Consider the following 16,098-nt stretch of genomic DNA (forward strand, 5'->3'; position numbering starts at 1 on the left):
CCTCTAAAGTGGCCATGCCGGCGGCTCGGACGAAGTCTCTTTTGCACCGTGCCCTGTCGCGCCGCGATATCTGGCTGGCGCCTGGCGTCCTTGGACTTGCTGCCTGGCTGGTGTTTCCAGCCGTTCCCGCACAAGGCGATCTCACCGATCTCCTCTCCGGCATCGACCGCGGCCGCGACCAGTGGCGCATGGTCATGACCAACTCGCCGGCCGGCTCCCTTCATAACGCATCGCTTGCCTTTCCGGGTGGCGGTTCCGTGCTCGGCGGCGATGCCGGCATGACGCTGCCCGACGGTCGCCGCGTTGCATTCACCGGCAACGAGAAGTCAGGTGAGGACACGCCGGACGAAGACCGCGTCAACCGCGCGGAAAAGAAGAGCCGGATCGTAGCCGTCGAACAGATGCAGCCGCCGAAGGCCTTTTCGGCCGGGTCGATCCTCGAGCGTTCCAGCTCACTGACCACGCCTGTGGATGCCAGCGATGAAATGACCGCCTTCGTCAAAGCCGAAGCCGACGACCAGCCGGTCGAGCTCGCCGAATTCTATTTCCGCAAGGACGAGGTAAAGGAGCCCGGTCTTCCTTCGATGCTCGCCGATCTCATCACCAACGAAAAGGCCGATGTGCTGGCAACCGCCTATGCACCGGCCAAGCCCGACTTCTCACGCAAGTCACCCTTCGATGCGATCCTCGGCGCAAAGCCCGAAACCGGCCGCTTCATTCCGCCGATCGGCCCGGAAGACCACGCCTGGGCAGCAACGGCGCTGCCGGAAGAATCGTTTTCGCCCAAGCAGCAGCAATGCCTGGCCGCCGGAATCTATTTTGAAGCGCGCGGAGAAGAAGTGCGTGGCCAGGCCGCGGTCGCACAGGTTATTCTCAACCGCGTCCGCAATCCGCACTATCCGAAAAGCATCTGCGACGTCGTCTATCAGAACGAAGACTGGCGCAACCGCTGCCAGTTCTCCTTCGCCTGCGACAACATTCCGGATCGAATCCGCGCGCCGGATCATTTCGAAACAGCCCAGGAAGTAGCGATGGCGGTGACCGCCGGCAAGATCTGGTTGCCGGAAGTCGGCTCGGCCACTCACTACCACGCGGTCTATGTGCGTCCGAACTGGGCAAAGACCATGAAAAAGGTCGGACGCATCGGTCTGCACGTGTTTTACCGTACCTATGGTGGTGGTTGGAGCTGATAAACCCGGCCGATCTGTGAATATTCCCGCGAAGGTTTTGCCATGTTGCCGGGAATTCAGCGATAACCGATTGAAATCGAAGTGTTAATTTCCCCTGAATCAAGGCCCGGCACCGCCTTGACTATAAGTCCTCTCAAAACTATGTTGCGCGCGACTTAGAAGCGGGCCGGAAGGCGCGAAACCCCGCTGGCTGCTGTTGCGGTTGGTCCGCTCCGAACAAGGGCGGATGGGAGGACGTGAGGATGGACAACCGCGAGGATGGTCTGGAAGAACGCCGAAAGCGTCTGTCCGCACAATTGGCGGATCGGAAGGCTGGTGACGCGGTAGAGGCGAAGCGGGAAGCGCAATCTGAAGAAAGTTGAAAGGGCATGGCCCTCGGCTTCAAGATTTCCTCCGAATTCATCTCGGCTGTCGCAGTCGGCGCCATTCTGGGCTATGGACTGGATTACTATGCCGGCACGTCGCCGTGGGGGATGATAATTCTTCTCCTTCTTGGTTTCTGCGCCGGTGTTCTGAACGTGCTTCGATCCGTGGGCAAGGTGGCCGAGCCGCCGCCCTTGCGGAAAAAAGGCAGCGGGGACGGGGCAGGGCACTAACATGCTCGGTTTCGCAACACGAATTGAGCCGCCGGCATGGCGGCATATGAAAGAGGGTAAGCGGTGGCAAACGATCCGATCCATCAGTTCCAGATCAGCAAGATCGTCCCGATCGAGATCGGCGGTATCGACTTATCCTTTACCAATGCATCGCTGTTCATGACTGCTACGGTCGCCTGCGCAGCCGGCTTCCTGTATTTCGCATCGTCCGCCCGCAGCCTGATCCCGGGCCGCGCTCAGTCGGTCGCCGAAATGTCCTACCAGTTCATTGCCAACATGCTGCGCGAAGGCGCCGGCAGCCACGGCATGAAGTTCTTCCCGCTGGTCTTCTCGCTGTTCATGTTCGTGCTTACGGCAAACCTGCTCGGCATGTTCCCTTACTTCTTCACCGTCACCAGCCAGATCATCGTCACCTTCGCACTGGCTCTGCTGGTGGTTGGCACGGTCATCGTCTACGGCTTCTACAAGCACGGCCTCGGCTTCCTTCAGCTGTTCGTGCCAAGCGGCGTTCCCGGCGCGCTTCTGCCGCTGGTCGTTGTCATCGAAGTCATCTCCTTCCTGTCCCGGCCGATCTCGCTCTCCGTTCGTCTTTTCGCGAACATGCTGGCCGGCCACATCACGCTGAAAGTGTTCGCGGGCTTTGTCAGCTCGCTTGGAGCACTCGGCGCACTCGGCATCGGCGGCGCCATCCTGCCGCTCGCCATGACGGTCGCCCTGACCGGTCTCGAATTCCTCGTTGCCTTCCTCCAGGCCTATGTCTTCGCGGTACTCACATGCATGTACCTGAACGACGCGGTCCATCCCGGCGGGCACTAAGAATAACTACCAAATTGGCGTCCTGAGGCGTCAGTCATCAGCCGCAAACCCATTCAAGGAGTTCATCATGGAAGCGGAAGCAGCAAAGTTCATCGGCGCAGGTCTGGCTTGCTTTGGCATGGCCGGCACGGCCCTCGGCCTCGGCAACATCTTCGGCAGCTACCTGTCGGGCGCCCTGCGCAACCCGTCTGCCGCTGACAGCCAGTTCGGCCGTCTGGTATTCGGTTTCGCCGTTACGGAAGCTCTGGGCATCTTTTCGCTGCTCGTAGCTCTCCTTCTCCTGTTCGTGGTCTAATACCAGACCTGGACTTCGGATCACGGTCGTTTCAAAGCGCACCGTGATCCTTCGCATTTGGAATTCACCCGGAGGTGATGATGTTCGTGACTTCGGCATATGCGCAGACCGCGCCGGCCGCTCCTGAAACGCCTGCAGCATCGGGCGCCGCACCGGCGGCCGAACCGCATGCTGCTCCGGCTGGCGAAGTGCATACCGAAACCGGTGTCGCCCACGACACTGAGCACAGTGGCGCGTTTCCGCCGCTCGACTCATCCCATTTCGCGTCGCAGCTTCTCTGGCTCGTCATCACGTTCGGTCTCTTCTACCTTCTCATGAAGAAGGTGATCGTTCCGCGCGTTGGCGGAATCATCGAGGATCGTCACGATCGTATCGCCAAGGATCTCGAGGAAGCAGGCCGCGCCAAGGCGGAAGCCGATGCTGCCGTCGAGACCTATGAAAAGGAACTGGCCGCCGCCCGCGCCAAGTCGCACGGCATTGCCGAAGCGGCCCGCGAAGCCGCCAAGACCAAGGCTGCTGCCGACCGCAGCGCCATCGAAGCCGAACTGGCCGCAAAGCTCAGTGCAGCAGAAACCCGCATCGGCGAGATCAAGGACAAGGCTTTTGCTGAAGTTGGCCAGATCGCCGAAGAGACCGCATCCGCCATCGTCGATCTCATGATCGGCGGCAAGGCAAGCGGCGATGACATCAAGGCTGCCGTCGCGGCCGCCAAGACGGGGGCCTGATCGCATGGCATTCGACGCAACATTTTTCGCACTCGTTGGTCTCGTCATTTTCCTCGGCATCCTGATCTACATCAAGGTGCCGGGCATGATGGCAAAGTCGCTCGACGAACGCGCCGCCAACATCCGCAGCGAACTCGACGAAGCCAAGAAGCTTCGCGAAGAAGCCCAGGCGCTGCTGGCTGAATACCAGAAGAAGCGCAAGCAGGCCGAAGCCGACGCTGCCAGCATTGTGGCCTCCGCCGAACGCGAAGCCGCAGCCCTGACGGAAGAAGCGCGCCAGAAGACGGAAGAATTCGTCGCCCGCCGTAACGCGGTTTCCGAGCAGAAGATCAAGCAGGCGGAAGCCGATGCCGTGAGCGCCGTTCGCGCAGCCGCCGTCGACCTCGCCATCGCTGCCGCCGAAAGCGTTATCGCCCGCAAGGCCGATGCAGCAACGCAGGAAGCCCTGTTCAGGGACGCGGTCGGTACGGTTCAAACGCGCCTGAACTAAGCTTCAGATACATGAATTAAGAAAAGGCCGGGCGAAAGCTCGGCCTTTTGCGTTATGGGGTGAGGGTAATGTCCGAGGCATGCAGATCGGCGAGATCGTCTTCCGGCAGCGGATCTTTCCGCATCGGACGAAAGCTCATCCGGTGGAGCGGGCAGGGGCCGTGGCTCGTAATGCCGTCGCGGTGCTGTTTGGTGGCGTAACCGACATGTTTGGCAAAGCCATAGGCCGGAAAAACGATGCAGGCGCGACCCATCATCCGATCGCGGGTGACTTTCGCCACGATCGAGGCCGCGGCGATGGAGACAGAGCGGCTATCGCCCTTGATCACGGCTTTGCCGGGGCAGGCGAGCCCAGGCGGCATGTCGCGGCCATCGGTGAGGAGATAGGCGGGCTTGATGTTTAGCCCGATCACCGCACGCCGCATGGCGTCGAGACTGGCGCGCAGGATGTTGCGCTCGTCGATGAGGCGCGGACCAGACGATGCAATCGATACATGCGCCGTCGCCATGATCATCGCAAACAGCGCTTCCCGCTGCTTCAGGCTGAGCTTCTTGGAATCGTCGAGACCGGGTGGAATGTTGTCGGGATCGAGAATCACGGCGGCTGCAACAACCGGACCCGCCAAGGGACCGCGGCCTGCTTCGTCGGTGCCAGCCACCGGCCAATGTCCGGCATCCCGCGCCATCAGCTCCAGGCTGAAATCTGGAACGAATGGCGTCTCTTCAAACAATGTCGGAGAATCGGGCGGCGTGCGAAGCAACATGGCGGCAGTTTCGCACGCCCGCCCGACCTCCGGCAACCCCCGGACAACGAGTGCGGCGTCGTTGCCCACCATCGGGGGCGCCCTTTCGGGATGATGGTGGGAACCGGGGGTCTTTCGGCAGGTGATATGCGGGAACCGTGCCGAAATACGAAATTAATCGACCTGAATGAAAGCCGCTGTAACTCTGACGACGTCATCAGGCCGTTTCGCAGGGACGACGGGTGCCCCTGCAGGCGAAATTCAAAGCAGCGAAAGCTGAATGCCCGCGCCATTCGGACGAACAAACAGATCGTCCCTGAGCGGCATGCCCCGACGCGTCATGCCGAGCCGCTTCGTTGCCATCTCGAAGCGTCGCCCGATCTGCCAGGCGTAAGGACCGGTGCCCTTCATCCGCTTGCCGAACTCGGCGTCGTAATCCTTGCCGTCCCGCATCGAACGAACTAGCGACATCACATGCCGGTAGCGGTTCGGGTAATGCTGCAGCAGCCAGTCGCGGAACAGCGGCGCCACTTCCAGCGGCAGACGTAAGAGCACGTAACTCGCCTCCGTTGCGCCGGCAGCGTGCCCCGCTTCCAGGAGCCGCTCGATCTCGTGGTCGTTCAGCGCCGGAATGATCGGCGAGGTGAACACAGCTGTCGGTATGCCAGCGTCCGAGAGCGCTTTGATCGCCTCGAGCCGTTTGGCGGGCGTCGACGCGCGCGGCTCCATGCTGCGGGCAAGCTTGCGGTCGAGGGTGGTTAGCGATATCGCGACCTTGGCGAGGCCCTTCGACGCCATGTCGGAAAGAATGTCGATGTCGCGGGTGACCAGCGACGATTTGGTGACGATTGTTACGGGATGGTTGGCCTTCTGCAGGACTTCAAGGATCTGGCGCATGACGCGCCATTCCCGTTCAATCGGCTGGTAGGGATCGGTATTGGTGCCGATCGCAATCGCCCGGACCTTGTAATCGGCCCTGCTCAGTTCGCGCTCCAGAAGTTTCGGCACGTCGGGTTTGGCAAACAGCTTCGATTCAAAGTCCAGCCCCGGCGAAAGCCCCATGAAACTGTGGCTCGGCCGCGCGAAACAGTAGATGCAGCCATGCTCGCAGCCGCGGTACGGGTTGATCGAGCGGTCGAAGGGAATGTCGGGTGAATCGTTGCGGGTAATCGCCGTGCGCGGCTTTTCCACCTGCACCTCGGTCCTGAACGGTTCTAGTTCCTCGATCGTCTGCCAGCCGTCGTCGAAAGCCTCGCGACGCTCCGTCTCGAAACGTCCTGAAGGGTTCAGTCCGGCGCCACGACCGCGCCGGCGATCCCCCTCGATCCGGAGGCCGGAGGTCTTCACCAATGCATCGGCAATATCAGCCGTATGAGCAGGCGCGAATGCGTCCTGCCGCAAATGGGACAGCTCGTTCATGGGGCACTCCTGACGGGAAAAATTCCCGTTCTCGAATGACAAGATTCCTATCGCGACATTGAGAACAATGCAAGAACAAACTCGCAAAGGATTTGTGGCAATCCGTTGTGCAATGCGCTAGACATTGAAAATGCTGACTGTTTTGTTGGAATGCCGGGATCAGGAAGCCGAGCTCGCGCAGACGTTGTCCGTCCTTGTTTCCGCCGCGGTGGAGGGGTTGGTCAGCGATGTCGTGGTGCTCGATCACAACTCGCGCGACGGGTCCTCCCGTGTCGCGGATGCGGCCGGCTGCCGTTTCCACAGCTCCTGGGATATCGTCGATATCCTGCACAAGGCGCGCGCCGAATGGCTGCTTCTGCTGGAGCCCGGAGCGCGTCTCCAGGCCGGCTGGATCGACGAGGTCATGGAATATCTGGCGCTCAACCGGCAACCGGCCAGGTTCTCTCCGTCGCGAACCTACCGCAAGCCGTTCTTCACGCGCATCGTCCGCTCGGTTCCGCCGCTGGAGCAGGGGCTGATCCTGCCCAAGCGCGAGGCCGTCGCTCTCGCAAAGCCCGGCATGGGTCTTGAGGGTATAGCCAAGGCTGTAAAGACCGCCGCAAAGCCGTCGAGACTGGCGAGCGAAATGATCCCCGCCTGGGTCGCAGCGTCCGCGCGGTAGATCAGGCCGTTACTTGCCCGAACCGCGCCGCAGGTGCTCGGCCAGCCGCGGCATAATCTCGATGAAGTTGCAGGGCATGTGGCGGTAGTCCAGCTGCGCTTTCAAAATGCCGTCCCAGGCATCCTTGCAGGCACCGGGAGAGCCTGGCAGCACGAAGATGAAGGTTGCATTGGCAACGCCGCCGGTGGCCCGCGACTGGATCGTCGAAGTACCGATCTTGTCGTAGGAAATCCGGTGAAACACCTCGGAAAACCCGTCCATCTTCTTGTCGAACAGCGGCTCCAGCGCTTCCGGCGTCACGTCGCGGCCGGTAAAGCCGGTTCCTCCGGTGGTGATGACCACGTCGATCTCAGGGTCGAGCGTCCATTCGCGCACCTGGCCGGCAATACGCTCCTTGTCGTCGGGCACGATGGCGCGTGCCCCAAGCCTGTGACCGGCCTCCGCGATACGGGCAACCAGCGTATCGCCGGATTTGTCGTCCACCATAGTCCGGGTATCCGACACGGTCAGTACCGCGATCGAAATAGGAATGAACTCGCGCGTTTCGGCGATCTTGCTCATGGCTTTGCTCCGACGGTTTCGACCGCTTCGAAATACCAGCCCGGCTTCAGGGAGGTCAGCGCCTGCGCGGCGGCTTCCGCGTCTGTCTTCGAAGGGAACATACCGAAACAGGTTGCTCCGGATCCGGACATGCGCACCAGCTCGGCACCTTGCGCTGCGATCATCGCGGAGAGTTCCTCGATCTCAGGGATGAGCGCGCGAGCCGGCGGCTCCAGGTCGTTGCGAAGCGTTTTCAGGTAAGGCAGCCAGCCGCCTGCTTCGGTCGGCGTCGGCGGCAGGGCCTCGTTTTCCTTGTCCACCAGTAGCTTGAAAATCTCAGGCGTCGAGACGCTGATCAGCGGGTTGGCGAGCACGAGGGAAAGGGACGGCATGATCGGCAGCGGTTCAAGCCTTTCGCCGATCCCCTCGGCCAGAACGGCAGCCCCCGTCAGGCACATGGGCACGTCGGCCCCCAGCGAAAGGCCAAGCGCCAAAAGGGCTGCTTCCGGTATCTCCGCATTCCACAGCCGGAACAGGCCGCGAAGCGTGGCCGCCGCATCGGCCGATCCCCCTCCGATCCCGGCCGCGATCGGTAGTTTCTTCTCTAGGTGAATCGAAACGGGAGGCGCCGGAAAGCCGTTGGAAACCAGCTGCTGGCGAAAGAGATCGCGCGCCTTGATCACGAGATTGCCAGCCTGGCCCGCCTCGTCATTTGAAAGCTCGGACGCAAAGCGGCCGGAAACGGAAAACTCATCCGCTTCCGAGAGCGTGAATGTCAGCTCGTCACCCAGATCGGCGAAGGTGACGACGCTTTCCAGCAGGTGGAACCCGTCATAGCGAAGCCCCACGACATGCAGGCCAAGATTGATCTTCGCAGGCGCAAGTTCCGTCAGGGCCACCTCTTTGGCGGCGTCTTGCGTATCGGATATGGTCATGCTGGAAAGCCCGCTTTATCAGGATTTCTTGTCGGGAGTGGCAGGTGCCGGCGGGGCAGGCGGCACTGGTGCTGCCTGGCCGCGATCGGCCGTCGTCGCGTTCGGATCGAGCGGCGGCAGGCCGTTGGCGATCTTTTCCTTGACCATTTCCTTGTTGACGTCCTCGCCTTCGGAGATCAGCGTCCGGTTCCACTGGTAGACCGCTTCCAGCTTGCGGCCGACACGCCAGTAGGCATCGCCCAGATGGTCGTTGATCGTCGCATCGCCGGCCCGCAATTGTACCGCGCGTTCCAGTTCGGTCACGGCTTCATCGAACTTGCCGAGGCGGAAATAGGCCCATCCCAGCGAATCGACGATATAGCCATCGTCCGGCCGCGCATCGACTGCCTTGCGGATCATGTCGAGGCCTTCGGCAAGGTTGAGGTTGAGGTCGACAAGCGAATAGCCGAGATAATTCAGAACCTGCGGCTGCTCAGGGTTAAGCTCCAGGGCCCGACGGAAATTCGGCTCGGCCTTGTCGAACTGCTTCAGGCGTTCATAGGAAATGCCGCGCTGGAAGAACACGGTCCAGTCGCCCGGCTTCGGCACGGAGCCGATCATTTCGACAGCCTTGTCGTAATTGGCGGCCATCGCCTTGTAGTCTTTGGCTTCGGAAAGTACGCTGCCATAGGCGATATAGCTGCGGATGTCGGCCGGATCCGAATCGATCAGCGCCTTCAGATGGCTCTTTGCCTCGTCGACCTTGCCGGTATCGGACAGGGTGATGCCCAGCTGCAGTTCGGAAATCCGGCGCATCGGGCTGTCGGCCGGCACCTTTGCATAAAGCTCGATGGCGCGTTGCGGCTGTTCCATCTTCTCGGCAATGCCGCCGAGCAGGATTAGCGTGTCGGCGCTCTTCGGGTCCATTGCATGGGAGATCTGCAGGTAGAGACCGACCATATCCTCGGCGCCCTGGCGGTTCAGCGCGCCGCCGATCGAAAACAGCACGCCGGCCGCGCCTTCGGCAGCGTTGGTGATCTGCTGCTCGGGCTTCTCGCCCTTTTCAATGCTCTGGCGAAGCGCCTTCAGTGGCGCATAGTTGCTGATCATCTGGTCGCCGACCGAAATCGCGTCGAGCGCCTTCTGCTTGTTGCCGGCAGCGGCTTCAAGACGGGCAAGCGCCATGATGGCGCGCATGAACGTATCGGGCGCTGTCGCAACCGCTTCCTGGTTGGTAATGGCGGTGGTCAGATATTTGCGTGCACTGGCCGTGTCGCCGGAAACCAGCGCCATGGCGCCAAGATGATAGTCCGTAAACACCTTGAACCAGTCGGGCCCCTTGAGGCCGGCAATAGTCGAGATCGCCTGACGGCCGCGGCCTGCGCCAACATCCGCCCACGCCATCATCATCTGGTGGGTCAGCCGGTCAAGATCGTTCGGGCCGGTATAGGCAAGCGTCTTTTTGGCGGCATCGAAGCGCTTGTCGCGGATCGCATCCAGCCCCCGCACGATGCGGGTGATGCGCTCGACGCCGGCATCGTCCTTCAGCCTCTCCGCTTCGCTCAAGCCGCCTTCGAAATCGCCGCTCAGAAACAGCGAAATCATCAGGCGTTCGCGGATTTCAAGGTTGGCCGCATCAAAGGAAAGCGCCTTGCGATAGAGCGCAATCGCGTTCGCGTAATCATGGTCGACATCGGCGGTGCGGGCAGCGAGGAACGCGCCCGAAAACGACTGCGCGTCGCTGGCATCAAATTTCACGCTCTCCGCGGCGGCCGGCTTCGCCTCTGGCGTCGCCGCTTGCGCTGCACCGGCGAGCATGAGAACGGCTGCGAGCGCTGCGCTGGAAAGCAGACGGAGGCTGTATTTCTGCCGCATAAAAAGAATGCCTTTCGTGGTGGGCCTTGAGCAGGCGACGCTTTGACGGTGGCAAATCGCCACCATCCCGCGCCAATTGAGTCATGACAGAATGGCTTTTTTGAAGCATGTCCGCAAGGAATTCTCCGGCATCGCAGAGAGCGGATGCCGGGCAGGAACGGTCACACCTTCGTCAACGCGACGGAGGGAGCGTCAGTTCACGCGCTGGATGGAGAAGTCGATCACCTCGAGCATCGCGGATTTGAGCGGCGATGCCGGCAGCGGCGCCAGCGCATCGCGGGCAATCGTGCCGTAATGCAGGGCCCGACCGATCGTGTCGTTCAGCGCGTCGTATTTCTTGATCAAGCCCAGCGCCTTTTCAAGATTTTCCTCGCTGCTTTCGCCCTTTTCGATCGCCGTCTTCCAGAATGCCCGCTCCGTTTCGGTGCCACGCCGGTAGGCAAGGATGACCGGAAGCGTGATCTTTCCCTCGCGGAAATCGTCGCCGACATTCTTGCCGAGATCGGCAGCGGTGCCGCCGTAATCGAGCGCGTCGTCGACCAGCTGGAAGGCGTAGCCAAGGTTCATGCCGTAGGAGCGCATTGCGGAACGCCCGGCCTTGTCGGCATTGGCGATGATCGGGCCGACTTCCGCCGCCGCCGCAAACAACGCCGCCGTCTTGGCGCGAATGACGGAGAGATAGTCGTCCTCGGTGGTTTCCATGTTCTTGGCGACGGAAAGCTGAAGCACTTCGCCTTCCGCAATCACGGAAGCCGCGGTTGCCAGAACGTCCAGCGCTTCAAGCGATCCGACTTCGACCATCATCTTGAAGGACTGGCCGAGCAGAAAGTCGCCGACGAGAACACTGGCCTGGTTGCCCCAGATCATCCGTGCGGTGGATTTGCCGCGGCGCAGATCGCTTTCGTCCACCACATCGTCATGCAGCAGCGTTGCCGTGTGCATGAATTCGACGCTGGTCGCGAGCTTCACATGGCCTTCGCCCTTGTAGCCGAACAGCACCGCAGACGCGAGCGTCAGCATCGGCCGAAGCCGCTTGCCGCCCGACGAGATCAGGTGGTTGGCAACTTCCGGGATCATTTGCACGTCGGAGCCTGCCTTCGACAGGATCAGCTGGTTGACCCGCTCCATGTCTCCTCTCGTGAGGTCCACCAGGGGCTTCACGGAAGCAGATTTGTTTTTGCCTTCTTCAAGCGGTATTACGACGCCCAACGACCGGACTCCTAAATTAAGTTCCGGCTTGGACAATAGAAAGCGTGGCAGGATGCGGCAAGTGACAATTCGCTGACCTGCCGTTTTTGAGGGGGATTTTTGCCGCATGCGGGAACTCATTCGCGCCAACGACCCGGTGCTTCTCTCGGTTGCGAGCAGCCTGATGAAGGATGCCGGCATTCATTTTATGGTTGCGGACCAGTCCATGAGCGTGCTCGAAGGCTCGCTCGGCATGCTGTCGAAGCGCTTCCTTGTCGAGGAGGAGAGGGGAGATGAAGCCCGCCGCATCCTGATCGATGCGGGCCTGGAGGCGGAGCTTCGCCCGTGACCACGTCCGCCGGCATCCCGCAGGATCTTTCGTCGGACTTCACCATCGATGCGTTTCACCGCGGCCGCTTCCATCTGGTGCAGCCGAAGGGCGGCGGCCACCGGTCCGGCGTGGATGCGATGCTGCTCGCCTCGCTTGTGGCGGACGAACGGTCCGTTTCGGTTGCCGATCTCGGATCCGGCGCCGGTGCCGCAGGACTAGCGGTCGCGAGCCGGCTCGAAAACGCCCGCATCGTTCTGGTCGAGAAATTGCCGTTGATGGCGGAGTATGCGCGGCGAACGCTGGCTTTGCCGGAAAATGCTTTCCTGTCTGACCGTATCACGGTTCTCGGCGCCGATGTGACGCTCACGGGCAAGGCCCGGGTCGACGCGGGATTGCACGACGGCGTGCACGACCATGTGATCATGAACCCGCCCTTCAACCACGCCGACGACCGCATAACGCCGGATGCCTTGAAAGCCGAAGCGCATGCAATGACCGCTGGCCTGTTCGAAAACTGGCTGCGCACGGCCGCCGCCATCATGAAACCCGGCGGGCAATTGTCGCTGATCGCCCGTCCGGATTCCATCGTCGATATCATCGAGGCCTGCGGCAAGCGCTTCGGCGGGCTTGAAATAACCCCGGTCCACCCCCGCCCGGGCGAGGATGCGACCCGCATCCTGGTAACCGGCGTCAAGGGATCGAGAGCGCGGCTGGTGTTCCGCGCGCCGCTGATCGTGCATGGAGCGGATGGCAATTCCTTCATGTCGCAGGCGGATGATTTGAACAACGGCCGCACCGCCTATCACCGAAGACGGCGATAAACCCCGTTTTTAGAGGCTCAGCCATTGTGTTCGCCCTTCGAGAACATACATCCAGGCTTCCGATATATGCTTGAACAGGATGGATGATGAGCTTCTTGAATCGCCTGCTGCCAAAACGTTTCCGCAAGACCGGTTTGTCGATCCCGGTGGTCCGACTGCATGGCACGATCATGGCGGGCGGCAGCCAGTTCAAGCAGACGCTCAACATCGCAACCGTGGCGCCGATGCTGGAAAAGGCCTTCGCAAAGAAGGATGCGCCGGTCGTTGCCATCTCCATCAATTCGCCGGGCGGCTCGCCTGTCCAGTCGCGCCTGATCTACCAACGCATCCGGGCGCTCGCCGAGGAAAAGGACAAGAAGGTTCTGATCTTCGTGGAAGATGTGGCAGCGTCCGGCGGCTACATGATTGCCCTTGCCGGCGACGAAATCTTTGCCGATCCGACCTCGATCGTCGGCTCGATCGGCGTCGTGTCGGGTGGTTTCGGCTTCCCGGAAATGCTGAAGAAGATCGGCGTCGAACGCCGCGTCTATACGGCCGGCGAGAACAAGGTGATTCTCGATCCTTTCCAGCCGGAAAAGGAAGGCGACATCGAGTACCTGAAGACGCTTCAGCTCGAGATCCACCAGGTCTTCATCGACATGGTGAAATCGCGCCGCGGGTCGCGGCTTGGCGAAGATAGCACGATTTTCTCCGGGCTCTTCTGGACTGGCACCCGTGGCCTCGAACTCGGCCTCATCGATGGGCTGGGCGAGATGCGCGATGTGATCAAGCGCCGTTTCGGCAAGGATGCCAAGCTTGAGCTGATCGGCGGCACGCGCACCCTGTTCGGTCGCCGGGTGCCGGGCGTTGCGCTAGGATCCGCCAATCTGGGGGAAATTGCCTCAGGCGCCACGGCAGGTCTTGCCGAAGGCCTGGAAGAACGGGCAATGTGGAGCCGCTTCGGGCTCTGATATGCCCGCCTTATAAGGTTTCGACGGGAAATGGCTCAGCTCATACTTCTGGCCCTGCTGATCGGCGGCGGATGGATGCTCTACAAGCGCTTCATCAAGGACGCCGAAAAACTGACGGCCCGCACGCGCCGTGAGGAAGAGCAGCAACGCACCGGCGCCATGGGAACGCTGGAAAAGGATCCGGTGACGGGCGAATACCGGGTCAAGCGCGACGACGACGTCTGATCAGGCTGTCGCCGGGGAGTAGTCGCTGTCGATACGGTTTAAAGACATACACTTTGATCTCGCGCTCATGGCCGCGTCACCCGCTTGCCACGTTGCTCCATCCTCTACTCGCGCTCTCGTTCCTTCCTCCGCCCACCCCTCCGTCTCTTCCCTCACAAGCACAGGAATGAGGGAGGTTGGCGCTCCACATAGAAAAAAAGCAGCGTCCGTTCCCGGGCGCTGCTTTTGCGTTGGTAGTTCCTGGCTCCGATGATCAGGCAGCCCGGCGTGTCTTGTCATGCTTTGTGGCAGAGGGCCGGCCGAGTGTGAACTGTGAGATCAGCTCGTGCAGACGGTGGCTTTCGGTGGCCAATGAGGCGCTGGCGGCGCTGGTTTCCTCCACCATCGCTGCATTGCGCTGCGTCACCTGGTCCATCTGGTTGACGGCTGTATTGACCTCGGCAAGACCGACCGACTGCTCGCGCGACGACGTTGCGATCGCGTCCATATGCTGGTTTATGGTAATAATGTAGTCGCCGATCACCTTCAGGGAGCCGCCGGTTTCCCGCACCAGTTTCACACCGCTCTCGACCTCTGTCGTCGAATTCCGGATCAGTTCCTTGATCTCCTTGGCGGCCCGAGCAGAGCGCTGCGCCAGCTCACGGACTTCCTGTGCGACCACCGCAAAGCCCTTGCCGGCCTCACCGGCGCGTGCGGCCTCGACGCCCGCATTGAGCGCCAAAAGGTTGGTCTGAAAGGCGATCTCGTCGATGACGCCGATGATGCTGGAGATCTGTCCCGAGGACTCCTCAATCCGCTGCATCGCATCGACCGCACTGGCAACGACGATGCCGGATTGGGTGGCGCTGGCATTGGCCTGAATCGCAATCGCGCGGGCTTCGTCGGCGCGCTTGGAGGCGTTGGCGACATTGATGGTGATCTGGTCGAGCGCCGCAGCAGTTTCTTCGAGCGAGGCGGCCTGCTGTTCCGTGCGTTTCGACAGGTCGTCCGAACTGATGCTGATTTCGCGGGTGCCGGTGTCGATCGAGCCTGCCGCCTGTGCGACGGTGGTCAGCGTCTGGTCAAGTTGGTGTACGGCTGTGTTCAGGTCGTGCCGCAGCGCTTCAAAATCAGGTGCGAAAGCGTCCGAGAGATGAAAGCTGAGATCGCCTGCCGCGAGCTTTCGCAGCCCGCCCGCCAGGCTGGAGGTTGCCTCGTGCAGCATCACGCGGGCTGCCGCTTCTGCTTCCCTGGTCACCCGGATGCGATCGGCTTCGTTGCGCTCCCGCGCGGCAATCGCCTCCGCTTCCAGTCGCTTGTTGGTAATCGCTGCCTGCCGGAACACCTCGACAGCCGTCGCCATCTCGCCGATTTCGTCGGTGCGATTGATCCCCGTGATGGACAGCGCCGTGTTGCCTCCGACCAGCTTCTGCATGTCGCCTGCAAGAAAGCGGATCGGCTGAATGATGGTCTTTCGCGATACGAACAGCAGGACAAGCGCAGATACGGCCGTTGCGGCCAGCACAGTCTTGAGGATCGTGTCGATCAGAACCGCCAGCCGGTCGCTGTTGAGCTTGACGCCGTCGGACAGCGACGAGATGCTATCGCCTGCTTTTTCCATGGCGGTTTCGAGGATCGAGAATTGCTGCTGGAATGCAGGCAGCGACAACAGTGCTTGATCCGGGTGGCTCGCTGCCTGCGCGACAATGGCGCTGGCATTGTCGATGTAACCGCGCAGAGGCGTATCCAGGTTTTTAAGAACAGCCTGTATCTCGGGATCGGTCACCAGAGCCTTGTTGTCGTCGATTGCCTTGCGGAACGACTCGACATGCTCTTTCAGATCCGAGGTGACGTCAGCGGTGGAGATCTCGCCTTGTGCATTGCGTGCCATCAGTGCCGAAAGAACATCGGCGCGCAGGGCGTCGTGCATCATGTCGGCCTGCATATGATTGCGCAAAATCTCGGCGGTGCGCGCGACGGTATCGACATTGTTCGTCAGCGTCGTCGAACCCCAAATCCCGGCTCCGGCAGCACCGCCCGCAAGCACGAACATCGCAAGGCTCGTAAAGATCATCTTGGTACGAATTGTTACCATTTCAATCGTCCTATTGTGCGGATTTGTTGAAATTTAGCATAGTTTACTTAAGAAAAATGAAACGTTCCGACGCCCGGTCCGGTCTGGGTCGTTCTATACTTGGCAATAAAATCAGAGATTTATCCGAACGGTGCTTTGAACCATAGGTGACCTGCCCCTGCGTGAATTGCGATTGATCAAGTGACGTTTGGCCCGGCAGAGTCGCGGTTCGCAACGGCGGCCGCAGCCGGGCGAATGCCGCAAAAC

At 61.1% G+C, this 16,098-nt stretch carries 17 protein-coding genes and 1 pseudogene; 11 read left to right on the forward strand and 7 right to left on the reverse strand.

Annotated features, from left to right (window positions below; translation table 11 throughout):
- Window positions 1-14 precede the first annotated feature (14 nt).
- The 6 genes and pseudogenes from ACQY1K_RS03440 to ACQY1K_RS03465 all read left to right on the forward strand — a co-directional run bounded on the left by ACQY1K_RS03440 (window position 15) and on the right by ACQY1K_RS03465 (window position 4,112).
- Window positions 15-1,190 (forward strand): cell wall hydrolase, encoded by a 1,176-nt coding sequence (locus ACQY1K_RS03440; protein WP_209903671.1) that lies wholly within the window; start codon window positions 15-17, stop codon window positions 1,188-1,190.
- Between the two features lie 242 nt (window positions 1,191-1,432).
- Window positions 1,433-1,786, forward strand: a pseudogene (locus ACQY1K_RS03445) (AtpZ/AtpI family protein).
- A gap of 63 nt (window positions 1,787-1,849) precedes the next feature.
- Window positions 1,850-2,602, forward strand: a complete 753-nt coding sequence (locus ACQY1K_RS03450) for a F0F1 ATP synthase subunit A (RefSeq protein WP_062453688.1) — start codon at window positions 1,850-1,852, stop codon at window positions 2,600-2,602.
- Between the two features lie 67 nt (window positions 2,603-2,669).
- Entirely contained in the window at window positions 2,670-2,897 is a 228-nt protein-coding gene (locus ACQY1K_RS03455; RefSeq protein ID WP_037087706.1) for a F0F1 ATP synthase subunit C, read from the forward strand.
- Between the two features lie 80 nt (window positions 2,898-2,977).
- On the forward strand, window positions 2,978-3,622 hold the full coding sequence (locus ACQY1K_RS03460; RefSeq protein WP_430258892.1) for a F0F1 ATP synthase subunit B: 645 nt from the start codon (window positions 2,978-2,980) through the stop codon (window positions 3,620-3,622).
- 4 nt (window positions 3,623-3,626) lie between these two features.
- Entirely contained in the window at window positions 3,627-4,112 is a 486-nt protein-coding gene (locus ACQY1K_RS03465; protein WP_062453686.1) for a F0F1 ATP synthase subunit B, read from the forward strand.
- A 52-nt stretch (window positions 4,113-4,164) separates the two neighbouring features.
- On the opposite strand, the gene ACQY1K_RS03470 is transcribed toward ACQY1K_RS03465, so the two are convergent.
- Both ACQY1K_RS03470 and ACQY1K_RS03475 read right to left on the reverse strand, forming a co-directional pair.
- Window positions 4,165-4,875 (reverse strand): ribonuclease HII, encoded by a 711-nt coding sequence (locus ACQY1K_RS03470; protein WP_430258894.1) that lies wholly within the window; start codon window positions 4,873-4,875, stop codon window positions 4,165-4,167.
- A gap of 240 nt (window positions 4,876-5,115) precedes the next feature.
- Window positions 5,116-6,273 carry a PA0069 family radical SAM protein gene (locus ACQY1K_RS03475; protein ID WP_174195719.1) on the reverse strand — a complete coding sequence of 386 codons (1,158 nt, stop codon included), beginning with the start codon at window positions 6,271-6,273 and terminating at the stop codon, window positions 5,116-5,118.
- Between the two features lie 130 nt (window positions 6,274-6,403).
- On the opposite strand from ACQY1K_RS03475, the gene ACQY1K_RS03480 reads away from it, so the two are divergent.
- Window positions 6,404-6,934: a glycosyl transferase gene (locus ACQY1K_RS03480; protein ID WP_430258314.1), complete on the forward strand. Its 531-nt coding sequence runs from the start codon at window positions 6,404-6,406 to the stop codon at window positions 6,932-6,934.
- Window positions 6,935-6,943: 9 nt separating this feature from the next.
- On the opposite strand, the gene moaB is transcribed toward ACQY1K_RS03480, so the two are convergent.
- The 4 genes from moaB to ACQY1K_RS03500 form a co-directional block, all read right to left on the reverse strand.
- Entirely contained in the window at window positions 6,944-7,495 is a 552-nt protein-coding gene (moaB, locus tag ACQY1K_RS03485; protein ID WP_430258315.1) for a molybdenum cofactor biosynthesis protein B, read from the reverse strand.
- Window positions 7,492-8,409, reverse strand: a complete 918-nt coding sequence (locus ACQY1K_RS03490) for a 4-(cytidine 5'-diphospho)-2-C-methyl-D-erythritol kinase (RefSeq protein ID WP_430258316.1) — start codon at window positions 8,407-8,409, stop codon at window positions 7,492-7,494. Before ACQY1K_RS03490 ends, moaB begins: the two co-directional genes overlap by 4 nt.
- Window positions 8,410-8,427: 18 nt before the next feature.
- The gene (locus ACQY1K_RS03495) at window positions 8,428-10,263 is read right to left on the reverse strand and encodes a tetratricopeptide repeat protein (RefSeq protein WP_062453681.1); all 1,836 of its coding nucleotides are present in this window, start codon (window positions 10,261-10,263) and stop codon (window positions 8,428-8,430) included.
- Between the two features lie 192 nt (window positions 10,264-10,455).
- The gene (locus ACQY1K_RS03500) at window positions 10,456-11,472 is read right to left on the reverse strand and encodes a polyprenyl synthetase family protein (protein ID WP_430258317.1); all 1,017 of its coding nucleotides are present in this window, start codon (window positions 11,470-11,472) and stop codon (window positions 10,456-10,458) included.
- Between the two features lie 106 nt (window positions 11,473-11,578).
- On the opposite strand from ACQY1K_RS03500, the gene ACQY1K_RS03505 reads away from it, so the two are divergent.
- The 4 genes from ACQY1K_RS03505 (at window position 11,579) to ACQY1K_RS03520 (ending at window position 13,778) form a co-directional block, all read left to right on the forward strand.
- On the forward strand, window positions 11,579-11,800 hold the full coding sequence (locus tag ACQY1K_RS03505) for a DUF2007 domain-containing protein (RefSeq protein WP_062453679.1): 222 nt from the start codon (window positions 11,579-11,581) through the stop codon (window positions 11,798-11,800).
- A complete protein-coding gene (locus ACQY1K_RS03510) occupies window positions 11,797-12,603 on the forward strand; it encodes a tRNA1(Val) (adenine(37)-N6)-methyltransferase (RefSeq protein WP_371816118.1) in 807 nt (268 codons plus the stop codon). Before ACQY1K_RS03505 ends, ACQY1K_RS03510 begins: the two co-directional genes overlap by 4 nt.
- A gap of 83 nt (window positions 12,604-12,686) precedes the next feature.
- Window positions 12,687-13,553, forward strand: coding sequence for a S49 family peptidase (locus tag ACQY1K_RS03515; protein WP_062453678.1), 867 nt, complete (start codon window positions 12,687-12,689; stop codon window positions 13,551-13,553).
- Between the two features lie 30 nt (window positions 13,554-13,583).
- Complete coding sequence (locus ACQY1K_RS03520; protein WP_184653991.1) at window positions 13,584-13,778, forward strand: hypothetical protein; 195 nt, start codon at window positions 13,584-13,586, stop codon at window positions 13,776-13,778.
- Window positions 13,779-14,031: 253 nt separating this feature from the next.
- Here the strand turns inward: ACQY1K_RS03520 and ACQY1K_RS03525 are convergent, their stop codons facing one another.
- The gene (locus ACQY1K_RS03525) at window positions 14,032-15,852 is read right to left on the reverse strand and encodes a methyl-accepting chemotaxis protein (RefSeq protein ID WP_174195723.1); all 1,821 of its coding nucleotides are present in this window, start codon (window positions 15,850-15,852) and stop codon (window positions 14,032-14,034) included.
- Between the last annotated feature and the right edge of the window lie 246 nt (window positions 15,853-16,098).

The organism is Neorhizobium sp. IRS_2294, from assembly GCF_050500145.1.
Taxonomy (GTDB): domain Bacteria; phylum Pseudomonadota; class Alphaproteobacteria; order Rhizobiales; family Rhizobiaceae; genus Neorhizobium; species Neorhizobium soli.